A 23,852-nucleotide genomic window follows, 5' to 3' on the forward strand; every position below is an offset into this window, starting at 1 on the left:
GCGCCGCATGGAAATGGAAAGCGTTTTCGGCGTCTTGCACCTGTTCATCTGCTCGCGGATTGGGCAGGCTGGCGGCAAGAGAACCCGGGATCTGGCCCCGGGAGAGGCGACGGAGGCGAAGATGGGCTTTCTGACCACGCATGTTCTGGACACCGCCCGGGGGCAGCCGGCGGCGGGGCTGAAGATCCTGCTCTACCGGCTGGAGGGCGAAAGCCGCGCGCTGCTGGCCGAGACGGTCACCAATGCCGACGGCCGCACCGACAGCCCGATCCTGCCCGAGGACGGGTTCGAGACGGGCACCTACGAGCTTGTCTTCCACGCCGGCGACTACCTGCGAAACGCCGGGCGGGCGGGGGCGGAGCCCTTGTTCCTCGACCAGGTGCCGATCCGCTTCGGCATGGCGGAGGACGCGCATTACCACGTGCCGCTGCTGCTGTCGCCCTATGGCTATTCGACCTATCGGGGCAGCTGACAGGCGCGCGCGCGACGGCGCCACGGCAGAGGGGAGCGACGGATGTACGACTACGCGGTGATCTGGGAATGGGTCGAGTTCCTCGTCCGCTGGACCCATGTGATCACGGCCATCGCCTGGATCGGCTCGTCCTTCTACTTCATCGCGCTGGACCTCGGCCTGCACCGCGACCGCGACCTCGGCCTTGCCGACGGCGAGGAATGGCAGGTGCATGGCGGCGGCTTCTACCACATCCAGAAATACCTGGTGGCGCCCGAGGCGATGCCCGAGCACCTGACCTGGTTCAAGTGGGAGAGCTATTCGACCTGGCTGTCCGGCGCGGCGATGCTGATCCTGGTCTACTGGATGGGGGCGGAGCTGTACCTGGTGGACCCGGAAAAGACCGACATGGCGCTGTGGCTGGGCGTGCTGATCTCGGCCGTGTCGCTGACCATCGGCTGGCTGGTCTATGATTACCTCTGCAAGTCGCCGCTGGGCGAGCGGCCGACGGTGCTGATGCTGCTGCTGTTCGTGCTGCTGGTGGCGATGGGCTGGGGCTATACCCAGATCTTCACCGGCCGGGCGATGATGCTGCATCTCGGCGCCTTCACGGCGACGATCATGACGGCGAACGTGTTCTTCATCATCATCCCGAACCAGAAGGTGGTGGTCGCCGACCTGAAGGCCGGCCGCAAGCCCGACCCGAAATACGGCAAGATCGCCAAGCTGCGCTCGACCCACAACAATTACCTGACGCTGCCGGTCGTCTTCCTGATGCTGGCGCCGCATTACCCGCTGGCCTTCGCGACGCCCTATAACTGGGTGATCGCCGCGCTGGTGTTCCTGTCGGGCGTCACCATCCGGCACTACTTCAACACCCGCCACGCGCGGAAGGGCAACCCGCACTGGACCTGGGCGCTCACCGCGCTGATCTTCATCGTGATCGCCTGGCTGTCCTCGGTGCCGATGTATCCCGGGGAGGCGCGCGAGGAGGTGGAGCTGGACGGCGCCGCGCTACGCTTCGCCGAGGCCCCCGGTTTCGCGGATGTCCACGACATCGTCATGGGCCGCTGTTCCATGTGCCACGCGGCCGAGCCGTTCTATGACGGCATCCTCTGGCCGCCCAAGGGCCTGCGGCTGGAGACCGAGGCGCAGATCGCCCGCGCCGCGCGGCAGATCTATATCCAGTCGGGCCGCACCCACGCGATGCCGCCCGCCAACGTCTCCTGGATGGAGCCCGAGGAGCGCGCCGCCATCGTGGCCTGGTACGAAGGCGCCACGCGGTAGCGGCCGTCAGAACCGGTAGGTGGCCTTCAGGCTCAGCTCATAGCTGAGCCCGCCGTCCAGGGAATACACCGGGTCCAGCGCGCCCACGGCATCGGAATCGGGCAGGAAGCGGTCGATCCGGGGATACTTGCCCCAGTCCACGCTCAGCCCGGCGCCGATGTTCAGGTTGCGGTACTGCCAGTCCAGCCCGGTGCGCAGGCCAAGCCGGAATTGGGTGTCGTCGAATTCGTGGTCTTCCGTGTTGGCGTAGTTCAGCGCGCCGCCGAGACCGGTCGCGAGGATCTGCTCCCGGACGTTGAAACAGTAGTAATCCAGCCCGGCGATGCCGGACAGGCTGAACGTGGTGATCGAATCGTTCACGCCCTCGAAGGCCCGGCGGTGTTCGAAGCCGCCATAGATGCCGCCGAAGGTTCCGTCGAAGTCGGTGTCGTACCGCGTCTGCCAGTCGCTGTTGACGCCGAAGGCGGGCGTGTCCGCGAAGTAGTTGGTCGTTTCGTTCTGGTCCAGAATGCCGAACCGGACGCCGCCGACGAAGCCGGTCACGCCGATCGTCGGCCGCGGTGCCGTGGTGCCGAACGAGCCCAGCCCGCCGCCGCCATAGACCCCGAAGGTCAGCGGCGCGTCCAGGCGGATGTCGAACTCGATGCCCGACCGCTCGACGTCGATCTCGCCCAGCACCAGGTCGGTCGGCGAATTGATGTAGAACCCGGGGATGCCGCCGATTCCGGTGGCGCCCAGGCCCTCCAGATAGGTTTCGTTGCGGATCGTGTCGGTGCCGTCCAGCTCGTAGGTCAGCAGGCCGAAAGTCAGCTTGTAGGGCAGGACGCGGTCCTGTCCGAAGCAGAGCGAATACTCCGCGCCGATGCCGAAGCCGTTGAGGCTGACATCGAAGCCGGTGGCCGGATTCACCAGAAAACCGCCGTTCTCCGTGGCGAGGCCGGTGCGCTCGTAGGATCCGGTCGTGATGATGTTGACTACGCCGGCCACGGCATCCGAGCCGTAGATCGCGGCCGCGCCGTCGCTCAGAACCTCGATACGTTCGATCGCGGATTGGGGGATCGGCGCGTTTTCGAAGGAATAGCCCGTCCCGACCCGTCTTCCGTTGAGCAGGACGAGCGTGTTGTTCTGGCCGAGGCCGCGCAGGTTGATCTGGCCGCTTCCGTCCTGCGTGGTCGTGGCCAAGCCGGGGACGTTCAGGCCGGGCAGGCGGTCCAGCGCCGGCGCCGCGGCAATCTGTTCGGAGGTGACCACCGAGACCGGGCTGGCGCCGTCCAGCTGCAGGCTGCGCTTGCAATGGGTGAAGTCGCGGCCCTGCGCCTCCGACCCGATCAGGGCCGCGCCGGCCAGCGTGGCCGTCAGTGTCAGAGATAAAACCGGATTGCGCATGCTGTCCCCCTCCCCGTTGGTGCCGGGCCGCCCCGACGCCCGCCGGCGATGCACGGGACGGCCCCCGAAGCCTGTTGCCGATTATCCCCGCCCCGGCGAGAGGGCCAAGCGGGGAGAGGCGGGGGCAGCATTTACGCAGGGTAAGTTGCCGAAGCGCAACGGTGTCAGTCGAGCTTGAACAGCCGCCGCGCGTTGTCCTCGAAGAACGCCTTCTTGGCGTCGTCGGTGATCGCCATCGCGTCCAGCGCGCCGACCTCGCCGGGGACGAACTGCCACGGGTAGTCCATGGCGTACATCATCCGGTCGGTGCCCACGACGTCCATCACGTAGCGGATCGGCGGCTCCCAGCCCACGCCGGAGGAGGTGTAGTGGAAGTTGTCGACCAGGTAGTCCCAGGCCTGCCGCTTCAGCGGCTTCACGTTGGGGTGCCGGCCGGTCGAGGCGATGCGGGTGTGCATGAAGTCGATGCGATAGAGCCAGTAGGGCAGCGCCTCGCCGCAATGGCCGAGGATGATCTGCAGCTTGGGGAAGCGGTCGAACAGCCCGGCGATCATCAGGCGCAGCGCGTGCAGCCCGGTGTCGCAGGCGAAGCCGTAGATCGCCGCGTCCAGCGCGCGGGTCAGGAACGGCTCGATCATCTGCGGGCTGGGCATGTTGGGGTGCAGGTAGATCGGCACGTCCAGCGCCTCGGCCGCCTCGAACACGGCCCAGTATTTCTCGTCGTCCAGGTAGGTGCCCAGCACGTGGCCGTTCAGGATGCCGCCCTTCAGGCCCAGCTTGGTCACGCCGCGCTCCAGCTCCTTCGCCGCCGCGTCCGGGTCGAGCGGCGAGAAGGCGGCGAGGCCGGCGTAGCGGTCGGGGTGGCGGGCGATGCCCTCTGCCAGCTGGTCGTTGGCCGAGGCGGCGAGGGAGGAGCCGGTGGCGGGGTCGAAGATCTGCACCCCGGGCGAGCAGAGCGACAGGATCGAGATGTCGATGCCGCTGTCGTCCATGTCCTTCAGCCGTTCCGCGTCGAGGTCGACCATCCGGCGCCGCTGGGTCTTGGCCAGGTCGCTGTCGCCGGCGAAGAAGCCCCAGAGCTGGTTGAAGCCCGGGTCGTCGATGGTCTTCTCGGCGATCTCGCGCACGTAGAGGTCCATGATGTCCGGCGGCAGCCACGCCTCCTCGGTCGCGATCCGCTTGTAGGGCGGGTTCGGGTTGCGCGGCGGGAAGGGCGGGTATCTTTCGGCCATCAGGTGGTCTCCTTGGGTGCGAGGGCGGGCGCGCCGAGGCGCGACAGAAGCAGGGCGGCGGGAATCGCGGCGAGCGCCAGCGCGATGACGGGCAGCGAGGCCGGCGGCAGGACGGCGGTGCTGCCGCCGACGACCAGCGCCACGGCCAGCCCCAGCCAGCGCATCGCCCCGCCGCCGAAGGCGCGGCGGGTGGCGAGGAACTCGGCGAGCAGATAGCCCGACACCAGGATGGTCAGGCAGGACACGCTGATCTCCAGCCAGGTGCCGTTCATCAGAAGCGCCGGGTTCAGCGCGAAGACGAAGGGCAGGAGGTAGGCGACGATGGCGAGCTTCACGCCGGTCACGCCGGTTTTCCACATGTCCGATTCCGCGATCGAGGCGGCGGAGTAGCTGGCGACCGCCACGGGCGGGGTCAGCATCGACAGGAGCCCGAAGTAGAAGATGAACAGATGCGCCGACATCTGGTCGATGCCCTGCCGCACCAGCGCCGGGGCCAGCAGGACCGAGACGATCACGTAGACCCCGGTGGTGGGCATGCCGACGCCGAGGATGATGGCGATGATGGCCGTTGCGGCCAGAAGAGCCACGATGCCGCCCAGCTCGGCGATCTTGCCGAGGGCGAGGGTCAGCGCAAAGCCGAGGCCGGTGGTGTTGATCGTGCCGATCACGATCCCGGCGATGGCGCAGACCAGCAGGATCGGGATCAGCGTGGCGCCCGACGCCTTCAGCAGCCGCGGGATGGCCCGCAGCGCGTCGCCGGGCTCGCGCACCACGTGCAGCGCATAGGCGGCGCCGGCGGAATAGAGCGCCGCCTTGCCGGGGGAATAGCCCAGGTAGAACAGAAACCAGATCAGCACCCCCAGCGGCGCCAGGAGCGGCCAGCTTTGCAGGAGGCTCAGGCGCAGCGAGGGCAGATCCTCGCGGGCGACGCCCTCGATGCCCTGGGCCGCTGCGAAACGGTCGACCTGGCGGTAGAGCAGGTAATAGTAGAACACGGCCGGCAGCAGCGCGGCGGCGACGACATCCGTATAGGCGACCTGCAGGAACTCGGCGATGACGAAGGCGGTGGCGCCCATCACCGGCGGCGCGATCTGGCCGCCGTTGGAGGCGACGGCCTCGATGGCGCCGGCATAGCGCGGCGGGAAGCCGGTCTTCTTCATCATCGGGATGGTGACGACGCCGGTGGACATCACGTTCGCCACGGTCGAGCCCGACAGCGTGCCGAACAGCGACGAGGCGATGATCGCGACCTTCGCCGGCCCGCCGCGGCGGTGGCCCATGGTGGCCATGGCGAGGTTGGTCAGGATCGCGCTGCCGCCCACGGCGTTCAGCGTGGCGCCAAAGACGATGAAGCCCAGGATCTGCGTGGCGCCGACCTTCAGCACCAGCCCCGGGATGCCGTTGGTGTCGGTGTAGATGTAGAGCAGGAAGCGGTTCGGCGCCATGTAGGCGCCTTCGAAGATGCCGGGGCCCAGCCAGCCGAAGAAGCCGTAGGCCAGGAAGACCGCGCCGAGCATCGCCAGCACCTTGCCGCAGTGGCGGCGCGTCGCCTCCAGCGACACGGCGATGGCGATGACGGCGGGAACCCATTTCTCGGGTCCGCGGCCCAGCGGGTCCAGAAGCCACGCCTCGTAGTTCCAGGCCATCCAGAGCCAGGCGGCGAGCGCGGCCAGGCCGAGCGCCCAGTCGATGACGACCAGGCGCCCGGGCAGGGGTTCGGTGACCAGCCCCGCGAGCAGCGCGAGCCCGAGGATCACCACCAGGTACTGTTCGGTGATGACGACCCAGTCGATCCATTGCGGCGCGTCGAGCATCCAGAGGATGCCCAGCGCCGGAAGGATCCCGTAAAGGACCGCGCGGATCATCGGGCTGGTCACGGGCGGCTGCGCCTTACTCGGCCACCGCCATGTCGCGCTCCTCGTTCGCCTCGGTCCACATGCCCTTCTCCTCGAAGAACGCCTTGGCGGCCGGGTGGAACGGGACCGTGTTGGTCGGCTTGGCGAAGTCGTCGCGGCTGCCGCCCCGGATCGGCGGATAGTCCTCGCGCAGCTGCGGGAAGGCCTCGTAGAGCGCCGTCAGGATCTCGGTCACCTGCTCGTCCGGCAGGTCGGCCGAGACGGTCATGAACACGTCGTAGCCGATGGTGGTGAAGGGTTCCGTCACCTCGGGCATCCGTTCGGTCGGCTGGATCTCCAGCATGTAGGTGCCGGGATAGATCGAGTTGACGTATTCCGTCGTCGCGTTCTCGCCGGTGATGTCGAGATAGCGGATGCCGCCGGGGATCGAGGCATGCGCCTGCGCGGTCAGCGGGATGCCCACGGCGATGCCGGTGGCGTCGAGGTTGCCCTCGGTCAGCGCGTCCATGCCGGGGGCGAGGCTGGAGACGGTGACGCCCTCGACGTCGTCGACCTCCAGGCCGCCGGCGCGCAGGATCGTCTGGTTCACGATGCTGACCGATTTCAGCGCCGCGAACTCGGTGACGACGCGCTTGCCTTCGAGGTCGGCGACCTCGGTCATGCCGTCATTGGCCCGGGTCACCAGCGCCACGCGCAGCGGCCAGAGCCGGGCGAGCATGCGCAGGTCGGGCTGCGGTTCCGTCCCCTCGTAGTCGCCGCGAGAGACGGCGCCGGTGTCGAGGCTGGAATTGATGCCGACGGTGACCTCGCCCGCCGCGACCAGCGGCAGGTAGACGGTGGAGCCGGCATAGGGCTGGACCGTGACCTGGCGCTGCAGCGCCTCTTGCAGCGCGGCCGCGATGCCGCCGCCGACGGTGTAGTAGAGCGACCCCTGCGGGTTGGTGCCGATGGTGACGCGGCCCTGTGCCTGCGCACCGGTGGCCGTGAGAAAAGCCGCCGCGGCGAGCGCGGCGTACCGGACTGTCTTGAACATCATGTCCTCCCTTTCGGCGGCGCGTTGGAATGGCCGCCCATTGGGAAAGTATGAATTCCGGATGCACATAAAGGAAACGAAAACTTTTGAGACATTCATGAAATGACTTTATGAATGGCGCCATGCAGCTGTCGCGCCTGACCCTGAAACAGCTTTACGCCATCGCCGCCGTCTACCGGACGGGGAAGGTCTCGGCCGCGGCCGAGCAGCTGTTCATCACCCAGTCGGCGGTCAGCGTGCTGATTCGGCAGGCGGAAGGGGCGCTGGGCCTCGCGCTGTTCGACCGGACCACGCGGTCCTTGGTGCCTACGGCGGCGACGGAAGAGGCGATCGGGGTGATCGAGCGCATCCTGGGCGACCTGGACGCGCTGTCGCTGACGATGGGCGAGCTGCGCGAGTTGCGGCGCGGGCAGGTGCGGCTGACGGCGACGCCGGCGACGGCGCAGGCCTTCCTGCCGCGCACGGTCGAGCGGTTCCGGGCGGCGTATCCGGCCATCGGGCTGGTGCTGGACGATTGCGCGCCGAACCAGTTCTTGCCGAACATAAGGCAGGAGCGGGCGGAGTTCGGCGTGGGGATGCCGCCGCCGGACCGGGGCGAGTTCGACTGGTCGCTGCTGCACGACGACCCGCTGTGCCTGATCTGCCCGGCGGATCATGCGTTCGGCGGCCGCACGGCGGTGGCCTGGGCGGAGCTGCGCGACGTGCCGCTGTTGCTGTCGCGGCGCGATTACGGGGTGCGGACGATCGTGGAGGAGACGCTGCTGCAACAGGGGATCCGACCGACGCTGGGCGCCGAGATCGGGTTTCTGGGGAGCGCGTTCTGGATGGCCTCGGCGGGGATCGGGCTGTCGATCCTGCCGCAGCGGCTGACGCGGGCGTTCATCGGCGGCGATCTGGTGTCGGTGCCGCTGACCGGGCCGGTCCGGACGCGGCCGATCGGGATCGTCACCCGGCGCGGACGCTCGCTGTCGCCGTCGAGCCGGAGCTTCGTCGACATGCTGATGGAGGAGCAGGGGCAGCCGTGACGGCGGGCGGCGGCGCGTTCGGTTGCAGTCGCGCGAGGCGCGTGACGACCGGACCCCGCCTGCGTGCGGCCGGCCTTAGTCGAGGACCATGTCGATCACCGTGTCGAGCGCGTCCTCGACCCGCGCCCACCGGTTCTCCTCGGGGCCGGGGAACTGGCGGTCGAGCGCCATCATGATCGCGCCGTGGACCGCGCACCAGATCGCCTGGGCGACGGTCTCGGTCGGCTTGCCGGCGGCGGCGCCCTTGTCCTGCGCGGCGCGGACGCCGTGGGCCAGGGGCTGCACGGCGGCGGCGTCGATCTGCACCTGCGAGCCGTTCACCGCGTGCTGTGGCGCGAAGACCAGGCGATAGAGCGCCGGGTTCTCGCGCGCGAAGGCGACGAATTCGCGCCCGTCGCTGCGCAGCGTGTCGGCGGGCGAGCCGACCCGTGCGCCGGGGGTCCGCATCCGGTCGGACACGAGGTCTTCGAACACCTGTTCGCGCACCTTTTCGAGCAGGTCGTCCTTGTTGGCGAAATGCGCGTAGAGCGCCGGCGCGCTGCATCCGATACGCTTGGCGAGGACCGACAACGAAAGAGAGTCGTCGCCTTCCTGCATCAGCGCGATGGCCTCGCTCACCGCCCGCCCGCGAATGTCTATGGCGTCTTCTTTCCTCGGCCTCGCCATGTCAGCCTCCTGTTCGCATCAGGCTGCAAATACTGCGACCGCCAGATTTCCCGTATCTGCGTCCTTCGGTTTCACTTCGATGCGCTCCACTTTAGGCAATAGCACACCTTTCCGATACCCTTTAAGGTAAAGTTGCATTCAGGCTGCAAAGTCAACGAATTAAGCGAAGAAAGACGTTGGCCGTGCGGCCCGGATTCTGGCGTTTCGCCGCTGTTCGGACGGCGCGTGCCGCCCGTTGCGTCAATCGGGGGACCTAGCCTCGGACCGGCGGAAGTAAATGGCGTTGGCGGAAAAGCTGAAAACGATGTGCAGGTTTTTGCCGATGCCACGGCCGCCGGGGCCGGGGCGGGGCCGGTGCGGGGCCGGTGCGGGGCGCTTCAGGTCGCGTTTCAGGTTGCGGCGGGCGTTTCGAGCCGGGACAGCAGGAGCGACAGCGACCGCTCCGCCATGTCCCAGCGCGCGTCCTCGGCCCCGGGCAGCGTGCCGTCGAGCGCCAGCATGATGGCGCCGTGCAGCGTCACCCAGATCAGCGCCGCGACGGCCTCGGCGTCCTGGCCCGGGGCGAAGCCGGCCGCCTGGGCGCGGTCGACCGCCTGCGTCAGCGGGGTCAGCGCGCCGTCGCGCAGGCAGGCGCCGTTATCCGCCGTCGGGTGGGACGGGGCGAAGACGATGCGGTAGAGCGCCGGGTTCTGGCGGGCGAACGCGATGAAGCTGTGCGCCTCGTCGTGGAGGGCCTCGGCGGGGCAGACCGCGGCGTCCGGCGGCTGTCGTTCGGTCTGCATCCGGTCGAGGGCGGTCTGCCGCACCTCTTCCAGCAGCGCGTCGCGGTTGACGAAATGCGTGTAGAGCGCCGGCGTGCTGAGGCCGATGCCGCGGGCGACGGCCGAGAGCGTGAGCGCCTGCGGGCCCTCATCGAGCAGGGCCATCGCCTCGGCGAGCGCCCGCTCGCGCACCATCCGCGACCGGAGGCGTCGGCGTCCGGCGGGTCTATCCTGCGGCATGGCCCCCCGCGCGCCGCCCGGATCGAGGGGGCGTGCCACGGCTCGGGTCGCACGATCACCGCGTGCCCGAAAGAGGGACAGGTTGCGATCGGACATCAGCGCTCCTTACCGGCGTTAGGATAGGGCGGTGGGGGTCGAATTCAATGATTGCCATGTCTACAGGACGGTCTCCGGGCGCGGCCCACCGGGCGCCGGATCCGCGGGGTCTCGAAAACCGGATGGACATAACCGATAGAATTTGTCAGGCTTTCGCGACTCAGAAACCGCAGGACAGGCCGAGATGAACGAGACATTGATGGATCGGGGCGTGTTCCCCACCGCGAAGGCGAGCCGCTATCTGCAGCAGCTGTGCAAGCATTTCGCGCATAAGCGCGACGTCACCTATGACGCGCAGTCGGGCGAGGTGGCGTTGCCGGTCGGGCCGGCGCGGATGCAGGCCACCGAGTCGGAACTGGTGGTGGAGGTGCAGGCCGACGACGACGAGAGCCTGGCGCGGGCGCGCACCATCATCGACAGCCATTTGGAACGTTTCGCTTTCCGCGAGGAATTCAAGCAGATGGACTGGTCTGGACCGGTTTCCTTATAAAGATCAGAGGGTTGCAGGAAAGACTTGCGGCTGGTCGCAGGGCGCGCCTAATGTGACGCCAGTTGCGCACCGGGGCGCGCCGGGTGGCGGGTTGGACCGTTCCAGACGATCGGTCCGCACCGTCGGCCCGGCCCCGGTTCGCCCGATGTCACAGGCGGACCCAGCCCATGCCGAACCCGATTCTCATCGACATCAACGCCTTTCTGATCAGCGCCCGGACCGGGGGCTTCTCGGCCGCCGCGCGCGAGATCGGAACGACGCCGTCGGTCGTGTCGAAGCGTGTCGGGCGGCTGGAGGCCGAGATCGGCGAGCGGCTGTTCAAGCGCTCCACCCGGGCGCTGGTTCTGACGCCCGAGGGCGAGCGGCTGCAGCCCGAATTGCAGCGCATCGTGGCCGAGCTGGAGGACACGCTGACGAACCGCGCCCTGAGCGGCACCGAGCTGCGCGGGTCGCTGCGAATCCGCACGCCGACCACCGTGGGCGCGCAGTTCGTGGGGCCCGCGGTGCATCGATTCCAGCACCGCAACCCGGCGATGACGGTCGAGCTGCACCTGCTGGACCGGCCGGTGAACCCGCTGGAGGACGGCTTCGACATCTCGATGGGCGCGCTGCCGCAAAGCTTCGGCGGGGTGAAGGAGACGGCGTTCTGCCCCTATCCGCGGGTACTGGTGGCCGCGCCCTCCTATCTGGAGCGGCACCCGGCGCCGCAGGTGCCCGGCGAGATCTCGCGGCACGACTGCCTGGCCTTCGTGCTGGTCGGGCACACCTGGACCTTCGAGGGGCCGTCGGGGCCGGTCGCGGTGGATATCCGGGCGCGGTATTCGGTGAACGACAGCCGCGTGCTGCTGGACGCGGCGGTGGACGGGCTGGGCCTGGCGATGGTGCCGCTGTTCCTGGCGCGGGCGGCGCTGGCCGAGGGGCGGCTGGTGGAGCTGATGCCCGACTACCCGGTGTCGGAGCTGTGGTTCAAGGCGCTGGTCCCCAGCCACAAGACGCACCGGCCGGAGGTGATCGCCTTTGTCGAGCATATGCGGCGCGAGCTGGACCCGGCACCGTGGCTGGAGGCGTGACGGGGCGCGGCGGGCTTCTCGATCGCGGTTGCACCGACGGATCGTTGGTGTAGGGTCCCACTCAGGCACCGCCCTGTCCCGCGACATTGCAACCGACCGCCCGGCACCGACCGGCCCGGTTCAAGTCGTCCCCTGCCACACGAGGACACGCCGTGACCTGTGAAAAATCCGCATTCCTTCGCCTGGGCCGTTTCGCCCCGACCCTCGGGGTCCGGGACATCGAGGCGTCCTGTCTAATGTACAGCGCCCTGTTCGGGTTGGAGAAGGTCTTCACCAACGGGGATCCTGTCGGTTTCATGATCCTGAAGAAGGACGCCGCCGAGCTCCACCTGACCTTGCAGAAGGACCACAAGCCTGAGCGGTTCAACGTGGCACATCTGCTCGTGTCCGACGTCGACGACGTCCACCGGCGCTGTGTCGAACGCAACCTCCGGATCATCAAGCGCCTGCAGGACAAGGGCTATGGCCTTCGGGCCTTCGTCTTTGCCGACCTGGACGGCAACCGGATCGACATCGGCCAGGCGCTGGAAGGCTAGGCGGCAGATTTTTCTAGAAAAATCTGGAGGGCACGATCTTCTGGAAGATCGTGTTGGGCAGGATTTTCTGGAAAATCCTGTTGCGTCGCGGCGGCCGTCCGCGCGGGTTTCCGGCAAGTTCCGGCGCAGGACCTTTCGCGGTTTGCGATGTTCTCGGGGCGATTCCGGCTTGTTACGTTTCCAAACGCGAACAATGACGGACCCTTCCCATGACGGACGCCCCGTTCCGGATCGACTGTGACTTTCACCTGCCGCAGGCGGCGGTGACCGAGCTGTTGCCCTATCTGGACGAGTACTGGACCCGGCAGATCACCGACCGGGCGATGCACAGGATGCCGTTCCGCCTGTCCTCCTACCCGCCGAACGCGCCGCTGACGCGGAACCCGGCCTATGACGATCTGACCGTGTCCGGCGCGCTGGACCGGTTCGACCTGTCGCTGGCCGTCGCGTCGATGCTGCACGGGGTCGTGGCGCTGCACAATCCCGACATGCGCGCGGCGCTGCTGCGGGCGGTCAACGACCACCTGGCGGCGGTCTGGCTTGAGGCCGAGCCGCGGCTCAGGGGCGCGATCCTGGTCTCGGGCGAGGACCCGGCGGCGGCGGTCGAAGAGATCGAGCGGCTGGCCGGCGACCGGCGGTTCGTGCAGGTGACGCTGCTGGCGATGCAGGAGGTTCCGCACGGCGCGCGCTTTCACTGGCCGGTCTACGAGGCGGCGGCGCGGCACGGGCTGGCGGTGGCCTTCCACGCCGGCAGCCTGTATCGCCTGCCGCCCGCCGTCTCGGGCTGGCCGTCCTATCAGTTCGAGGATTACGTGCTGCAGTCGAGCGGGTTCGAGAACATCCTGGTGGGCCTGCTGGGCGAGGGCGTGTTCCACAAGTTCCCGTCGCTGCGCGTGGTGTTCCAGGAAAGCGGGTTCTCCTGGCTGCCGACGACGCTGTGGCGAATCGACAAGACCTGGCGCGGGGTGCGGCAGGAGGTGCCGTGGCTGGACCGGCCGCCGTCGCAGATCATGGACGGGCGGGTGTTCTTCGGGCTGCAGCCGGTGGATGCGCCGGGGCCGGCCGCGCTGGAGCAGGTGCTGCGCCATATCGGGGGGACGGGTATGCTGCTGTTCTCCACCGATTTTCCGCACCGGCAGTTCGACGGCGACCCGGTGCCCGAGGGCTTTCCCGACGACGCGCGGCCGGGCCTGTTCGCCGGCAACGCGCTGCGCGCGTATCCGCGGCTCGCGACCGACCCGGCCGTGCCGGAGCGGCTACGGACAGAGGAGGAACCGGCATGAACACGCAACTGCGCCCCGAGAGCGGCGAAAACACGCGGCTGCGGCTGGTCGACTGCGACATCCACCCGGCGCAGCGGACGGCCGGGGCGCTGTATCCCTATCTGGAACGGCGTTGGGTCGACCATCTGGAGAGCTTCGGCACCCATATCCGCCAGGCGCTGGTGGGGCAGCTGGCCTATCCGCGGATGAGCGACGGCGGCATGCGGGTGGATGCCAAGCCCGAGGACGGGCCGGCGGGGTCGAGCCTGGAGTTGATGCGCGAACAGCACCTCGACCCGCTGGGGATCGAGATCGGCCACCTGATCGCGCTGGGCCGCGGCGGCATGGAAGAGCGCAACCCCGAGCTGTCGGCGGCAATGGCGCGGGCGGTGAACGACTGGCAGCTGGCGGAGTGGCTGGAGCCGGAGCCGCGGCTGCGCGGCGGCATCGTCGTGCCGCAGGACGTGCCCGAAAAGGCGGTCGCGGAGATCGAGCGGCACGCGGACGATCCGCGCTTCGTGCAGGTCATCATGTCGACCCGGCCGAACGAGACCATCGGGGCGCGCAAGTACTGGCCGATCTACCGCGCGGCCGAGGCGGCGGGCCTGCCGGTGGGGCTGCACCCGGCGGGGTATTCCAGCGGCAAGCCGTCGACCGGTGGCGGCTGGCCCAGCTTCTATTTCCAGGAGCATTACACCTTCGTGCCCGGCTCGCAGGCGCTGGTGACCTCGCTGGTGATCGAGGGCGTGCTGGAGGCGTTCCCGAGGCTGAAGGTGGCGATCATCGAGGGCGGCTTTTCCTGGGCGCCGGCGCTGGGCTGGCGCATGGACCGGCATTTCGACACGTTCCGTAAGGAAGTGCCGCATCTGAAGATGAAGCCGTCGGAGTACATGAAACGCCATTTCTGGTGGGCGACGCAGCCGATGGAGGAGCCGAAGAACGGCCGCCATGTCGAGGAGGTGATCGACTGGATCGGCTGGGACCGGATCCTGTATTCCAGCGACTATCCGCACTGGGACTACGACAACCCGAATTTCATCTTCAAGTTCCCGCTCGACCCCGAGCGGCGGGCGGCGGTGTTCGGCGGCAACGCCCGGGCGCTCTACGGTCACGCATGACCAGGCATGTGGTGGCAGAGGCGTCGGATTTCGCGGATCGCGAGATCCGGCGGGTGGAGGCCGGCGGCAAGGCCATTGCCCTGGTGCGGGTGGACGGCGCGTTCTTCGCCCTGCTCGACCGCTGCCCGCATGGCGGCGCGGCACTGTCGGGCGGGCGACTGGCGCATCAGGTCGAGAGCAGCGGGCCGGGGGACTACCGGATCTGCCGGCGCGACGAGATGCTGCGCTGTCCGTGGCACGGCTGGGAATACGACCTGAAGACCGGGCAGAGCTGGTCGGACCCGAAATCGACCCGGACGCGCGCTTTCGCGGCCGAGAACGTGGCGGGCGACGAGCTGGTGAAGGGCCCCTATGTGGCCGAGACGATCCCGGTGACGGTGGAGGGCGACTACGTGGTGGTGGAGCTGCCGTGAGCCGGGTCGCCGGGCCGGCATTCCTGGACCGGGCGACGCCGCCGACGACCTTCTCGCTGATCGTGCTGACCGGCATCGCGGCGATGGCGATGAACATCTTCCTGCCGTCGCTGGCGCGGATGGCCGAGGATCTGGGCACGCGCTATGGCGTGATCCAGCTGTCGGTGGGGCTGTATCTGGGATTCTCGGCGCTGAGCCAGATCGTGCTGGGCCCGCTGGCGGACCGGTTCGGGCGGCGGCGGGTGATGCTGGCCGCCTACGGCATCTATGCGCTGGCCAGCGTGGCCTGTGCGCTGGCGCCGAGCATCGCGGTGTTCCTGGTCTGCCGCATGTGCCAGGCGACGGTGCATTCGGGCATCGTGCTGGCCCGCGCCATGGTGCGCGACAGCCATGGCGAGGAGGAGGCCGCGGCGCGGATCGGCTATGTCACCATGGGCATGGCGGTGGTGCCGATGCTCAGCCCGATGCTGGGCGGCTGGATCGACCACGCGGTCGGCTGGCGCGGCTGTTTCTGGCTGATGGCGGCGCTGGGCGCGGGCGGCGTGGCGCTGATCCTCGCCGATGTGGGCGAGTCGCGGCCGTGCGGCTTCGCGCGGTTCGGCGCGCAGTTGCGGCAGTATCCGGCGTTGCTGACGTCGGGGCGGTACTGGGGCTTCGTGATCGCGACCGTGGCGGCGGCGGGGACGTTCTTTGCCTATCTCGGCGCGGCGCCGTTCATCGGGGCCGAGATCTTCCGCCTGTCGCCGGAGGCGCTGGGGATGCTGTTCGGCGCGACCTCGGTGGGGTATTTCACCGGCAGTTTCCTGTCGGGCCGGCTGTCGCGCGCGCGGGGCGTGCGGGCGATGGTGCTTCTGGGAACGGCGACGACCACCGGGGCGGTGGCCCTGTCGCTGGGGCTGTTTATGGCCGGGCTGGGAAGCGCGGCGAGCTTCTTCGGGCTGACGGTGGTGATGGGCGTCGGCTATGGCATGACCATGCCCAACGCGACGGCGGGGTCGCTGTCGGTCAGGCCGGACCTCGCCGGCACGGCCAGCGGGCTGGGCGGGGCGATCACGATTGGGGCCGGCGCGGGGCTGTCGGCGCTGGCCGGGGCGTCGGTGGGGCCGGTCCGCGGGGTGGAGACGCTGCTGACGATCCAGCTGGGCTGTGCCCTTGTCGGGCTGGCTGTGGCGCTGTGGCTCCGGCGGCTGCCGGCCCTGCCACCTTACGCGAATCGCGAAAGTTAAAGACGCGCTTTGTGCCGTTCCCGGCATAGGCCGGCCCCGTCTACATTTGATTCACGCAAGATGCCCGATTTGGCGACCGGCCCGGGCACCCGCGACAAGCAAGGAGCCCCGGCGGCGATCCGGGGCCACGCCAACAGGGAGGAGACAGTCCGATGAGCGTTCGGCTGACCGCAGCAACACTCGCCGCCACGACGGCGCTGGCCGGGGCGCAGACCGCCGCGGCCGAGGAATACATCTACAGTTCCTGGTTCGGCACCAATCACACCGCCAACGTGATGGCGCTGGGCCCGTTCTTCGAGAAGCTGGCCGAGGCCACCGACGGCGAAGCCGAGTGGAAGCTGGTGCCCGGCGCGCAGCTCGCCTCCGGCCCCGGCACGCCCGAGGCGGTGGGCAACGGGCTGGTCGACGGCGGGATCGCCATCGCGCCCTACCAGCCGCGGCTGATGGCGGCGACGAACACGATCTTTTCCAACTCGCTTCTGGGCAAGGACACGCTGGCCGCGGCGGCGGCGATGAACGAGGCGGTGCTGTTCGGCTGTCCCGAATGCCGCGAGGAATACCGCGACCTGAACGCGGTGGGCTTCGCGGGCTACGCGACCACGCCCTACGTCTTCATGTGCGCGACGGATGTGCAGAGCGTGGACGACCTGAAGGGGCTAAAGGTCCGCTCCTCCGGCGGCGGCGTGTCGATTTCCGAGATCGCGGGCGCGACGCCGGTGTCGATGTCGCCGGGCGAGGCGACCACGGCGCTGGAGCGCGGCACGCTGGATTGCGTGCTGGGCGCGGTGTCCTGGCTGAAGAGCTACGGCTATCAGGACGTGGTCGAGACCGTGGTCGACAGCCCGATGGGCACCGGCGGTCCGCCGCTTCTGATGTTTCTCAACCGCGACATCTGGAACGGCATGAGCCCGGAGGTCCGCGCCGCGCATATCGAGCTTGCGCCGGAGCTGGTCGCCTCGGCCTCCTACGACGCGCAGCTGGCCAACGATGCCAGGATCGTCGAGGCGGCCGTCGCCGACGGGCTGAAGATCACCCCGGACAGCGCCGAGTTCCAGGCGATCATGGAAGAGCACGACCGCCGCCAGCGCGACCGGGTCATCGAGGAGGCGAAAGCCGCCGGCGTCGAGAACCCCGAGGAGATCCTCGACTTCTACCTTGCCTCCTACGACCGCTGGAAGACCCTGCTGGACGAGGAAGGCCGCGACCGCGAGACCTTCGTGCGGCTATTGTGGGACGAGATCTACAGCAAGGTCGATCCCGAGGCGCTCTGACACACGGATCGGACAACGGCAGGCGGCGGCGCCCGGGGCCGGGAACCGCCCGGCCTGCCTGCGGATGAGGGACGGATGAAGCGACTACTGGACCTGACGGTGAACGCGGCGGCCTGGGTGGCGGCGGCGGCGGCGATCCTGATGATGCTGCACGTCACCGTGGACGTCGCCGGGCGGACGCTGTTCCACGCGCCGCTGACCGGCACGCTGGAGATCGTGGCGAACTATCACATGGCGGCGCTGGCCTTTCTGCCGCTGGCGCTGATCGCGCGCGAGAAGGGGCATATCATCGTCGAGCTGTTCACCGGCTGGATGCGACCCGGCCCGCGCCGGATCCTCGACGGGCTGGTGGGGATCATCACCGTCGCCTATGTCGGCGTCTTCACCTGGAAGGCGGTGGACGTGGCCATCGACAAGACCCGCATCCGGGACGCCAAGGAGGCGGGGTTCGGCTTTGTCGAGGTCTGGCCGGCGCGCTGGTTCGTCGTCGCGGGCTTCGGGCTGATGGCGCTGTATGTGGCGATCCACGTGGTGCGCGACCTGCGGGCCGGGCTGTCCGGCGGCGACGGTGACGACACGGATAACGGGGCCGGCCGGTGAGCGCCGAGCTGTTCGGCCTGGTTCTGAGCCCGGAGCTTCTGGGCTTCGGCAGCCTCGCGCTGGTGCTGCTGCTGATCGCGGTGCGGATGCCGATCGGCGTGGCGCTGGGCGTGGTGTCGTTTTTGGGCTTCACGCTGGTCCGCAACGAGCAGGTGGCGCTCGCCATGATGGCGCAGACGCCCTATGAGCTGGCCGCGAACTGGGGGCTGTCGGCGATCCCGATGTTCATCCTGATGGGTGCGATCGCCCACAATACCGGCATATCGGAGTCGCTGTTCCGGGCGGCGCGGCTCTGGCTCTCCTCCCTCCCCGGAGGGCTGGCGGTGGCCACGAACTTCGCCTCGGCGGGGTTCGCGGCCGCCTCCGGCTCGTCGGTGGCCACGGCGGCGACGATGGGGCGGCTGGCGATCCCGACGATGCTGAAGGCGGGCTACGCGCCGACGCTGGCCACCGGCGTGGTCGCCTCGTCGGGGACGCTGGGCGCGCTGATCCCGCCGTCGATCATGTTCGTGGTCTACGGGGTCTTCGCCGAGGTCTCGATCACCAAGCTGCTGATCGCCGGCGTGGTCCCCGGCATCCTGACCGCCTTCGTCTACGCGGCGATGATCATGGGCCGCTGCTGGCTGAACCCGGCCATCGCGCCGCCGTCGCAGAGCCATCGGCCGCGCGCCGAGGTCTGGCGCGAACGGTGGCAGTCGCTGCTGCCGGTCTGGCCGCTCCTGCTGCTGATCTTCGGGATCATCGGCGGGCTCTATGGCGGCATCTTCACGCCGACCGAGGCCGGGGCGGCGGGGGCGTTTTTGTCCTTCTGCGTGGCCGCGCTGCAGGGGCGGCTGACGCGGCGCGTGGTGTCGACGAGCGTGATGGAGGCGATCCGCACCACGGCGCAGCTGTTCTTCGTGGCCTACGGCGCGGTGATGTACACCCGGTTCCTGGCGCTCGTGGGCCTGCCGGGCATCATGGCGGAGATGATGGGCAGCTGGGCGGTGGACCCGGTGCTGATGCTGGTGGCGGTATCGATCATCTATCTGATCCTGGGGATGTTCCTGGACCCGCTGGGGGTGCTCTTGCTGACCCTGCCGGTGGTGCAGCCGATGTTCGAGGCGCTGGGGCTGGATCCGATCTGGCTGGGCGTGATCGTGGTGAAATACATCGAGATCGGCCTGCTGACGCCGCCTGTGGGGTTCAACGCCTATGTGGTGAAGAACGTGGTGGGGGATTCGATCCCGCTGGAGACGATCTTCAAGGGCATCGCGTGGTTTCTGCTGTGCGAGCTGGTGATCATGGTGCTGATCCTGAGCTTCCCGCAGCTGTCGCTGTGGCTGCCGGCCACGATGCGCTGAGCCCGCAGGCGGGGGTCAGACGGCTGCGGCCGGCGCCACGGCATCGGGTTCCGTCCGCGGCTTTCGCTGGCCGAGCATGAGCATGGCCGGCGTGACCACGAGGGTCAGCAGCGTCGCGATCACCAGACCGCCGACGATCGCCGCCGAGAGCTCGGTCCAGTATTGCGTGGACGGCGCGCCGAAGACGATCTCTCTGCCGAAGAGGTCGATATTCATGCCGAGCACCATCGGCATGAGGCCGAGAGCCGTGGTGATGGAGGTCAGCAGCACGGGCCGGAGGCGTTGCGCGCCGGTTCTCAGAGCGGCTTCCTGCGGCGAGGCGCCGGCGCGGCGCAATTCGTTGAAGGAATCGATCAGCACGATGTTGTTGTTCACGACGATCCCGGCGAGCGCGATGACGCCGACGCCCCCCATCACGACGCCGAAGGGGCGGCCGGTGATGATCAGGCCGAGCAGCACGCCGGCGATCGAGAAGACGATCGCGCTCATGACCACGAAGGCCTGGTAGAAGGTGTTGAACTGCAGGATCAGGATCGTGAACATCAGCACGATGGCGGCGACGAAGGCGCTGCCGAGGAACGCCATCGATTCCTGCTGGTCCTGCGTCTCGCCCGCGAAGTCGACGGCCGCGTCCTCCGGCAGCGCGTTTCCGTCGAGCGCCGACCGGAGCGCGGCGATCTGGTCGCTGACCAGCAGGCCGGGCGCGACGTTGGCCTCGATCGTCGTGATCCTCGTCTGGTCGATTCGCCGCAGCACGCCGACCCGCTCGGACGGTTCGAAGGAGACGAAGTTCGAGATCGGCACCAGGCCGGCGGAGGTCGGCACCCGGAGGTCGCCCAGCTCGCCCAGCGACCGGTCGTCGTCGGGGAAACGCACCCGCACGTCCAGTTCGCCGTCGACATCGCCGGGGCGGTAGTTCGTCACCGTGATCCCCTGGGTGAGAAGCTGGATGGCCTGGCCCAGCACGCTGACGTCGGCGCCGTAGCGGGCGGCCTGCGTCCGGTCGACATTGATCGCGACCTCGACGCCGGGAAGCGGGCGCGTGTCGGTGACGTCGACGAAGCCGCCGATGGAGTCCATCGCGGCCAGAACGGCCTCCACGGCCTGCTGCTGGCCGGCGGGCGTGGCGGCCGAGACCTGCAGGTTCACGGGCTTGCCGCCGCCGGGCCCGCCGCTTTCGGATTCCACCTGCACGTCGATGCCGGCGATATCCGTCAGCATGGCGCGCACGTCTTCGGCGATCTCGGCGGCCGGGCGTCTTTGGTCCCACGCGACCAGGTCCATCTGGATCGTGCCGATGATGTCCTCGTCGCCCTGTCCGGTGTTGATGACCGAGCGCGCGTAGAGGCTCTCGACCCCTTCGGTGCCGGCAAGCCTGGTTTCGACCTGCCGCACGAGGTCGTCGCGCTCGTAGATCGACAGGTTGTCCCGGGCGCGGATTTGCACCTGCAGCGCTTCCGGCTCGATCGAGGGGAAGAAGCTGACGCCGCTCCCCAGCTCGCCGTAGAGGGCGAAGGATCCCAGGAGCATGGACAGGGCGAGGACCACGGTCGTCCAGGGGCGCAGGATGGCCCATTGCAGCAGGCGCAGGTAGGCCCCGGTCAGTCCCGGGATCGTCCGCGGGTCGCCGTGCTCGGCGGCGTGGAGCGCCGCCTTTGCCTTGGCCGTCCGCGGCTGGCCCCGGCCGATGACGCCGCCCATCACCGGAATGAAGATCAGCGCCATGACGAGCGACGCGGAGAGGGTCAGGATGACGGTGATCGGCAGATACTTCATGAACTGCCCGATCAGGCCGGTCCAGAACAGAAGCGGGAAGAACACGCTCAGCGTGGTCGCCGTCGAGGCGATGATGGGCCAGGCCATGCGCTTGGCGGCATGGGCATAGGCTTGGGCCGGGGTGTCGCCCGCGTGCAGCCGCCGGTCTGCGAGCTCGACGGTCACGATGGCCCCGTCCACCAGCATCCCGACGACGAGGATCAGCGCGAAGAGCACCACGATGTTCATCGTCAGCCCCATCACCCAGATCGCCGCGACCCCGGCGAGGAACGCGCCCGGGATGGCCAGCCCCACGAGGACCGCCGACCGGAACCCCAGCGCGAACACGATGACCACCATGACCAGCAGGACGGCGGCCAGGACGTTCGATTCGAGATCCGACAGAAGGGTCTTCACCTCCTCGGACTGGTCCTGAAGATAGGTGACGCGCACGCTGTCCGGCCACGCGCCGCTCATCCGCTCGATCGTGGCCCGCACGGCGGCCACCGTGTCGATGACGTTCGCGCCCGACCGCTTGGTCACCTCCAGCGACAGGGCCGGCTGGCCGTCGATTCGGGCGAAGCCGGTGGGCGCCTCGAAGGTCCGGCGGACCGTGGCGACCTCGGCGAAGGTGACCACCGTGTCGCCGTCCACCTTGACCGGCATCGTCAGGATATCGTCGATATCCTGCACCAGCCCCGGCACCTTCAGCACGATGCGTCCGCCGCCGGTGTCGATGGCGCCGGCCGCGATCAGCTGGTTGTTGCGCTGAAGCTGGTTCGCCAGGTTATCGAGGTTGAGGTTGTAGGTCTGGAAGACCGTGGGGTCGATCAGGACCTCGACGAACTCCTCGCGGGCGCCGCCGATCTCGACTTCGAGGACGCCGGGCAGCGACTCCACCTGAAGCTGCACGTCCTTGGCCAGGTCGTTGAGGGTCCGCTCGGGCACCGGCCCCGAAAGGGTCGCCGTGATGATCGGAAAGAGGGCGGTGTTGACCTCGGTGACGTTCAGGTCGCGGGCATCCTCGGGCAGGTCGCCCTGGACCGTGTCGGCCGCTTCCCTGACCTTTCGCAGCGCTTCCTCGATGTCGCCGCCGGCCTGGAATTCGAGCTGCACGCTCGCGAAGCCCTCGGCCGCCTCGCTCGACATCGTCTGCAGCCCCTCGATCGCGCTGAACTTGGCTTCCATCGGCTCCAGCAGCAGACGCTCCGCGTCCGAGGGGCTGATCCCGTCGATCCCGGTCGAGACGTAGACGAGCGGAAGAGGCACCTCGGGGTTCGCTTCTTTCGGGATGGAAATGTAGGCGAACGCGCCGAACGCGAGCACCATCGCGAGCGCGAGGATGACCGCGCGGGTGCGGGAAAAGGCCGCGTCGATGATCGGGTTCATTGGTCCGCCTCGCCTTGCTCTTCGAGGCCCGCGTGTTCGGAGCGCCCCGGGGCATCGTCCCTCTGGACGCGGACCGCTTCGCCTTCGCGGACGAAGCCCTGGCCGACGACGATGATCTGCGCCGTCTCGGGCAGCCCCGTGGCCCAGAGGCCGCCGATCTCGGCGTTGATCAGGTCGACCTCGTGGAACTGCACCACGCCGTCGACCACCGTCTTGATGCCGGTCCGGCCTTCGGGATTGAGCGACACGACCGAGGCATCGACGAAATGCGCGGTCTCCTCGCCGGTGCGGATCGTGACCTCGGCCGAGACCCCGGCCAGAATGGCGCCGTCCTCGTTCGGCACCTGGACCTCGGCGAGGAAGGTGCGCGTCTCCGGCGAGGCCGCGGTGCCGACGAAGGTGACTTCCCCCTCGCGGGTCTGGCCGGTGACGAACCGGACTTCGGCCGGGCTGCCCGTCTCGATGCCCGCGCGGTTCTGCTGCGGAATCTCGAAGGCGACGGTGATCGGATGGTTGTCCACGAGCCGGGCCACCGGGTCACCGGCCGCCGCGTATTCCCCGTCGTTGATCATCAGGTCCTCGATGCGTCCGGCGAACGGCGCGGTGACGGTGAGGGTGTCGAGCGTGTCGCGGGCCGCCGAGACCTGGGACTCCGCCGCCGCCAGCGTGGCGCGGGCCTCCGCGACGCGGTCGACCGTGCCCACGCCGCGATCGCGGAGCGTCGTGGCGTTGTCCAGCTCGCGTTGTGCCCGGTCCCGTTCCTCCTCTGCCTGGGCCAGCGCGGCCTCGGCGCTGTCCGCGTTGAGCTGGGCGATGACGGCGCCGCGTGCCACGACCTGCCCCTTGCTGACCGGCACGGATGCGACGGTGCCCGAGGCTTCCGTGACGATCTCGGTGTCGCGTTCGGGCAATGCCTGTCCCTGCGCGCTGAAGCTCATGGGAACTGGCTCGGCAACCGACTCCCGGACGACCACGGAGGACGGCGGCGGCGCCGCGGCCTCTGCCGGCTCGCTGGCCGGCGGATCGGTCCGCACGAACCCGCTCCCCATCCAGAGCAGGATCGCCAGAAGGATCGCGCAGGCCGTCCACAGGGACCGGGCGGCGCCAGGGTCGGTCTCGAAGGTCAGGTCGGCGCGCGCCGTCGCGCGCTCGGCATCGGGTTTTTCGGACATGGAGAACGGTTCCGGTAGAAAACGGTTGATGTGTCTGCGGCCGGAGGGCAATTATACCGACGGTTGGTCGGTAACTAGGGGACGGATCGACATGTTGCAATACCCGGAGGACGTCACATGCCCGCTCGCCTTCGCCTGTCCGCGGAAGAGCGCCGATCCGCCATCCTCGATGCC

21 protein-coding genes and 1 pseudogene are annotated in these 23,852 nt (G+C 68.7%); 13 read left to right on the plus strand and 9 right to left on the minus strand.

Annotated elements, in window-relative coordinates; translation table 11 throughout:
• Positions 1-121 precede the first annotated feature (121 nt).
• Positions 122-472, plus strand: a complete 351-nt coding sequence (gene uraH / locus P1J78_RS14715; RefSeq protein WP_275568134.1) for a hydroxyisourate hydrolase — start codon at positions 122-124, stop codon at positions 470-472.
• Between the two features lie 42 nt (positions 473-514).
• Positions 515-1,738 carry a urate hydroxylase PuuD gene (locus P1J78_RS14720; protein WP_275568135.1) on the plus strand — a complete coding sequence of 408 codons (1,224 nt, stop codon included), beginning with the start codon at positions 515-517 and terminating at the stop codon, positions 1,736-1,738.
• Positions 1,739-1,744: 6 nt separating this feature from the next.
• Here the strand turns inward: P1J78_RS14720 and P1J78_RS14725 are convergent, their stop codons facing one another.
• The 4 genes from P1J78_RS14725 to P1J78_RS14740 form a co-directional block, all read right to left on the minus strand.
• Positions 1,745-3,124: a TonB-dependent receptor plug domain-containing protein gene (locus P1J78_RS14725; protein WP_275568136.1), complete on the minus strand. Its 1,380-nt coding sequence runs from the start codon at positions 3,122-3,124 to the stop codon at positions 1,745-1,747.
• A 164-nt stretch (positions 3,125-3,288) separates the two neighbouring features.
• Entirely contained in the window at positions 3,289-4,356 is a 1,068-nt protein-coding gene (locus P1J78_RS14730; protein ID WP_275568137.1) for an amidohydrolase family protein, read from the minus strand.
• Positions 4,356-6,233, minus strand: coding sequence for a TRAP transporter permease (locus tag P1J78_RS14735; RefSeq protein WP_275568138.1), 1,878 nt, complete (start codon positions 6,231-6,233; stop codon positions 4,356-4,358). Before P1J78_RS14735 ends, P1J78_RS14730 begins: the two co-directional genes overlap by 1 nt.
• A gap of 13 nt (positions 6,234-6,246) precedes the next feature.
• Positions 6,247-7,245 (minus strand): TAXI family TRAP transporter solute-binding subunit, encoded by a 999-nt coding sequence (locus P1J78_RS14740; protein ID WP_275568139.1) that lies wholly within the window; start codon positions 7,243-7,245, stop codon positions 6,247-6,249.
• Positions 7,246-7,367: 122 nt separating this feature from the next.
• Between P1J78_RS14740 and P1J78_RS14745 the strand changes: the two genes are divergently transcribed.
• Complete coding sequence (locus P1J78_RS14745) at positions 7,368-8,270, plus strand: LysR family transcriptional regulator (protein ID WP_275568140.1); 903 nt, start codon at positions 7,368-7,370, stop codon at positions 8,268-8,270.
• Positions 8,271-8,345: 75 nt separating this feature from the next.
• Here P1J78_RS14745 and P1J78_RS14750 read toward each other — a convergent pair whose 3' ends face one another.
• The 3 genes and pseudogenes from P1J78_RS14750 to P1J78_RS25445 form a co-directional block, all read right to left on the minus strand.
• A complete protein-coding gene (locus tag P1J78_RS14750; RefSeq protein ID WP_275568141.1) occupies positions 8,346-8,936 on the minus strand; it encodes a TetR/AcrR family transcriptional regulator in 591 nt (196 codons plus the stop codon).
• Between the two features lie 389 nt (positions 8,937-9,325).
• Entirely contained in the window at positions 9,326-9,892 is a 567-nt protein-coding gene (locus tag P1J78_RS14755) for a TetR/AcrR family transcriptional regulator (protein ID WP_275568142.1), read from the minus strand.
• A pseudogene (locus tag P1J78_RS25445) lies at positions 9,875-9,937 on the minus strand (hypothetical protein); the annotation flags it as partial. The gene P1J78_RS14755 and the pseudogene P1J78_RS25445, both read right to left, overlap by 18 nt.
• Positions 9,938-10,217: 280 nt before the next feature.
• Between P1J78_RS25445 and P1J78_RS14760 the strand changes: the two are divergent.
• The 10 genes from P1J78_RS14760 to P1J78_RS14805 all read left to right on the plus strand — a co-directional run bounded on the left by P1J78_RS14760 (position 10,218) and on the right by P1J78_RS14805 (position 19,362).
• A complete protein-coding gene (locus P1J78_RS14760) occupies positions 10,218-10,523 on the plus strand; it encodes a DUF2218 domain-containing protein (protein WP_275568143.1) in 306 nt (101 codons plus the stop codon).
• Positions 10,524-10,690: 167 nt separating this feature from the next.
• Positions 10,691-11,593, plus strand: a complete 903-nt coding sequence (locus P1J78_RS14765) for a LysR family transcriptional regulator (RefSeq protein ID WP_275568144.1) — start codon at positions 10,691-10,693, stop codon at positions 11,591-11,593.
• Between the two features lie 152 nt (positions 11,594-11,745).
• Positions 11,746-12,129, plus strand: a complete 384-nt coding sequence (locus P1J78_RS14770; RefSeq protein ID WP_275568145.1) for a VOC family protein — start codon at positions 11,746-11,748, stop codon at positions 12,127-12,129.
• 209 nt (positions 12,130-12,338) lie between these two features.
• The gene (locus tag P1J78_RS14775; RefSeq protein ID WP_275568146.1) at positions 12,339-13,412 is read left to right on the plus strand and encodes an amidohydrolase family protein; all 1,074 of its coding nucleotides are present in this window, start codon (positions 12,339-12,341) and stop codon (positions 13,410-13,412) included.
• Complete coding sequence (locus P1J78_RS14780; RefSeq protein WP_275568147.1) at positions 13,409-14,509, plus strand: amidohydrolase family protein; 1,101 nt, start codon at positions 13,409-13,411, stop codon at positions 14,507-14,509. Before P1J78_RS14775 ends, P1J78_RS14780 begins: the two co-directional genes overlap by 4 nt.
• Complete coding sequence (locus P1J78_RS14785) at positions 14,506-14,922, plus strand: Rieske (2Fe-2S) protein (RefSeq protein ID WP_275568148.1); 417 nt, start codon at positions 14,506-14,508, stop codon at positions 14,920-14,922. Before P1J78_RS14780 ends, P1J78_RS14785 begins: the two co-directional genes overlap by 4 nt.
• On the plus strand, positions 14,919-16,148 hold the full coding sequence (locus tag P1J78_RS14790; protein WP_275568149.1) for a multidrug effflux MFS transporter: 1,230 nt from the start codon (positions 14,919-14,921) through the stop codon (positions 16,146-16,148). Before P1J78_RS14785 ends, P1J78_RS14790 begins: the two co-directional genes overlap by 4 nt.
• Before the next feature lie 152 nt (positions 16,149-16,300).
• A complete protein-coding gene (locus P1J78_RS14795) occupies positions 16,301-17,419 on the plus strand; it encodes a type 2 periplasmic-binding domain-containing protein (RefSeq protein WP_275568150.1) in 1,119 nt (372 codons plus the stop codon).
• Between the two features lie 75 nt (positions 17,420-17,494).
• The gene (locus tag P1J78_RS14800; protein ID WP_275568151.1) at positions 17,495-18,019 is read left to right on the plus strand and encodes a TRAP transporter small permease; all 525 of its coding nucleotides are present in this window, start codon (positions 17,495-17,497) and stop codon (positions 18,017-18,019) included.
• Positions 18,016-19,362, plus strand: a complete 1,347-nt coding sequence (locus P1J78_RS14805; RefSeq protein ID WP_275568152.1) for a TRAP transporter large permease — start codon at positions 18,016-18,018, stop codon at positions 19,360-19,362. Before P1J78_RS14800 ends, P1J78_RS14805 begins: the two co-directional genes overlap by 4 nt.
• Before the next feature lie 15 nt (positions 19,363-19,377).
• Here the strand turns inward: P1J78_RS14805 and P1J78_RS14810 are convergent, their stop codons facing one another.
• Both P1J78_RS14810 and P1J78_RS14815 read right to left on the minus strand, forming a co-directional pair.
• Complete coding sequence (locus P1J78_RS14810; protein WP_275568153.1) at positions 19,378-22,506, minus strand: efflux RND transporter permease subunit; 3,129 nt, start codon at positions 22,504-22,506, stop codon at positions 19,378-19,380.
• Positions 22,503-23,678 (minus strand): efflux RND transporter periplasmic adaptor subunit, encoded by a 1,176-nt coding sequence (locus P1J78_RS14815; RefSeq protein ID WP_275568154.1) that lies wholly within the window; start codon positions 23,676-23,678, stop codon positions 22,503-22,505. The genes P1J78_RS14810 and P1J78_RS14815 overlap by 4 nt, the downstream gene beginning before the upstream one ends.
• Positions 23,679-23,852 lie beyond the last annotated feature (174 nt).

It is taken from the genome of Psychromarinibacter sediminicola (assembly GCF_029168335.1).
GTDB classification, from domain to species: Bacteria; Pseudomonadota; Alphaproteobacteria; order Rhodobacterales; family Rhodobacteraceae; genus Psychromarinibacter; species Psychromarinibacter sediminicola.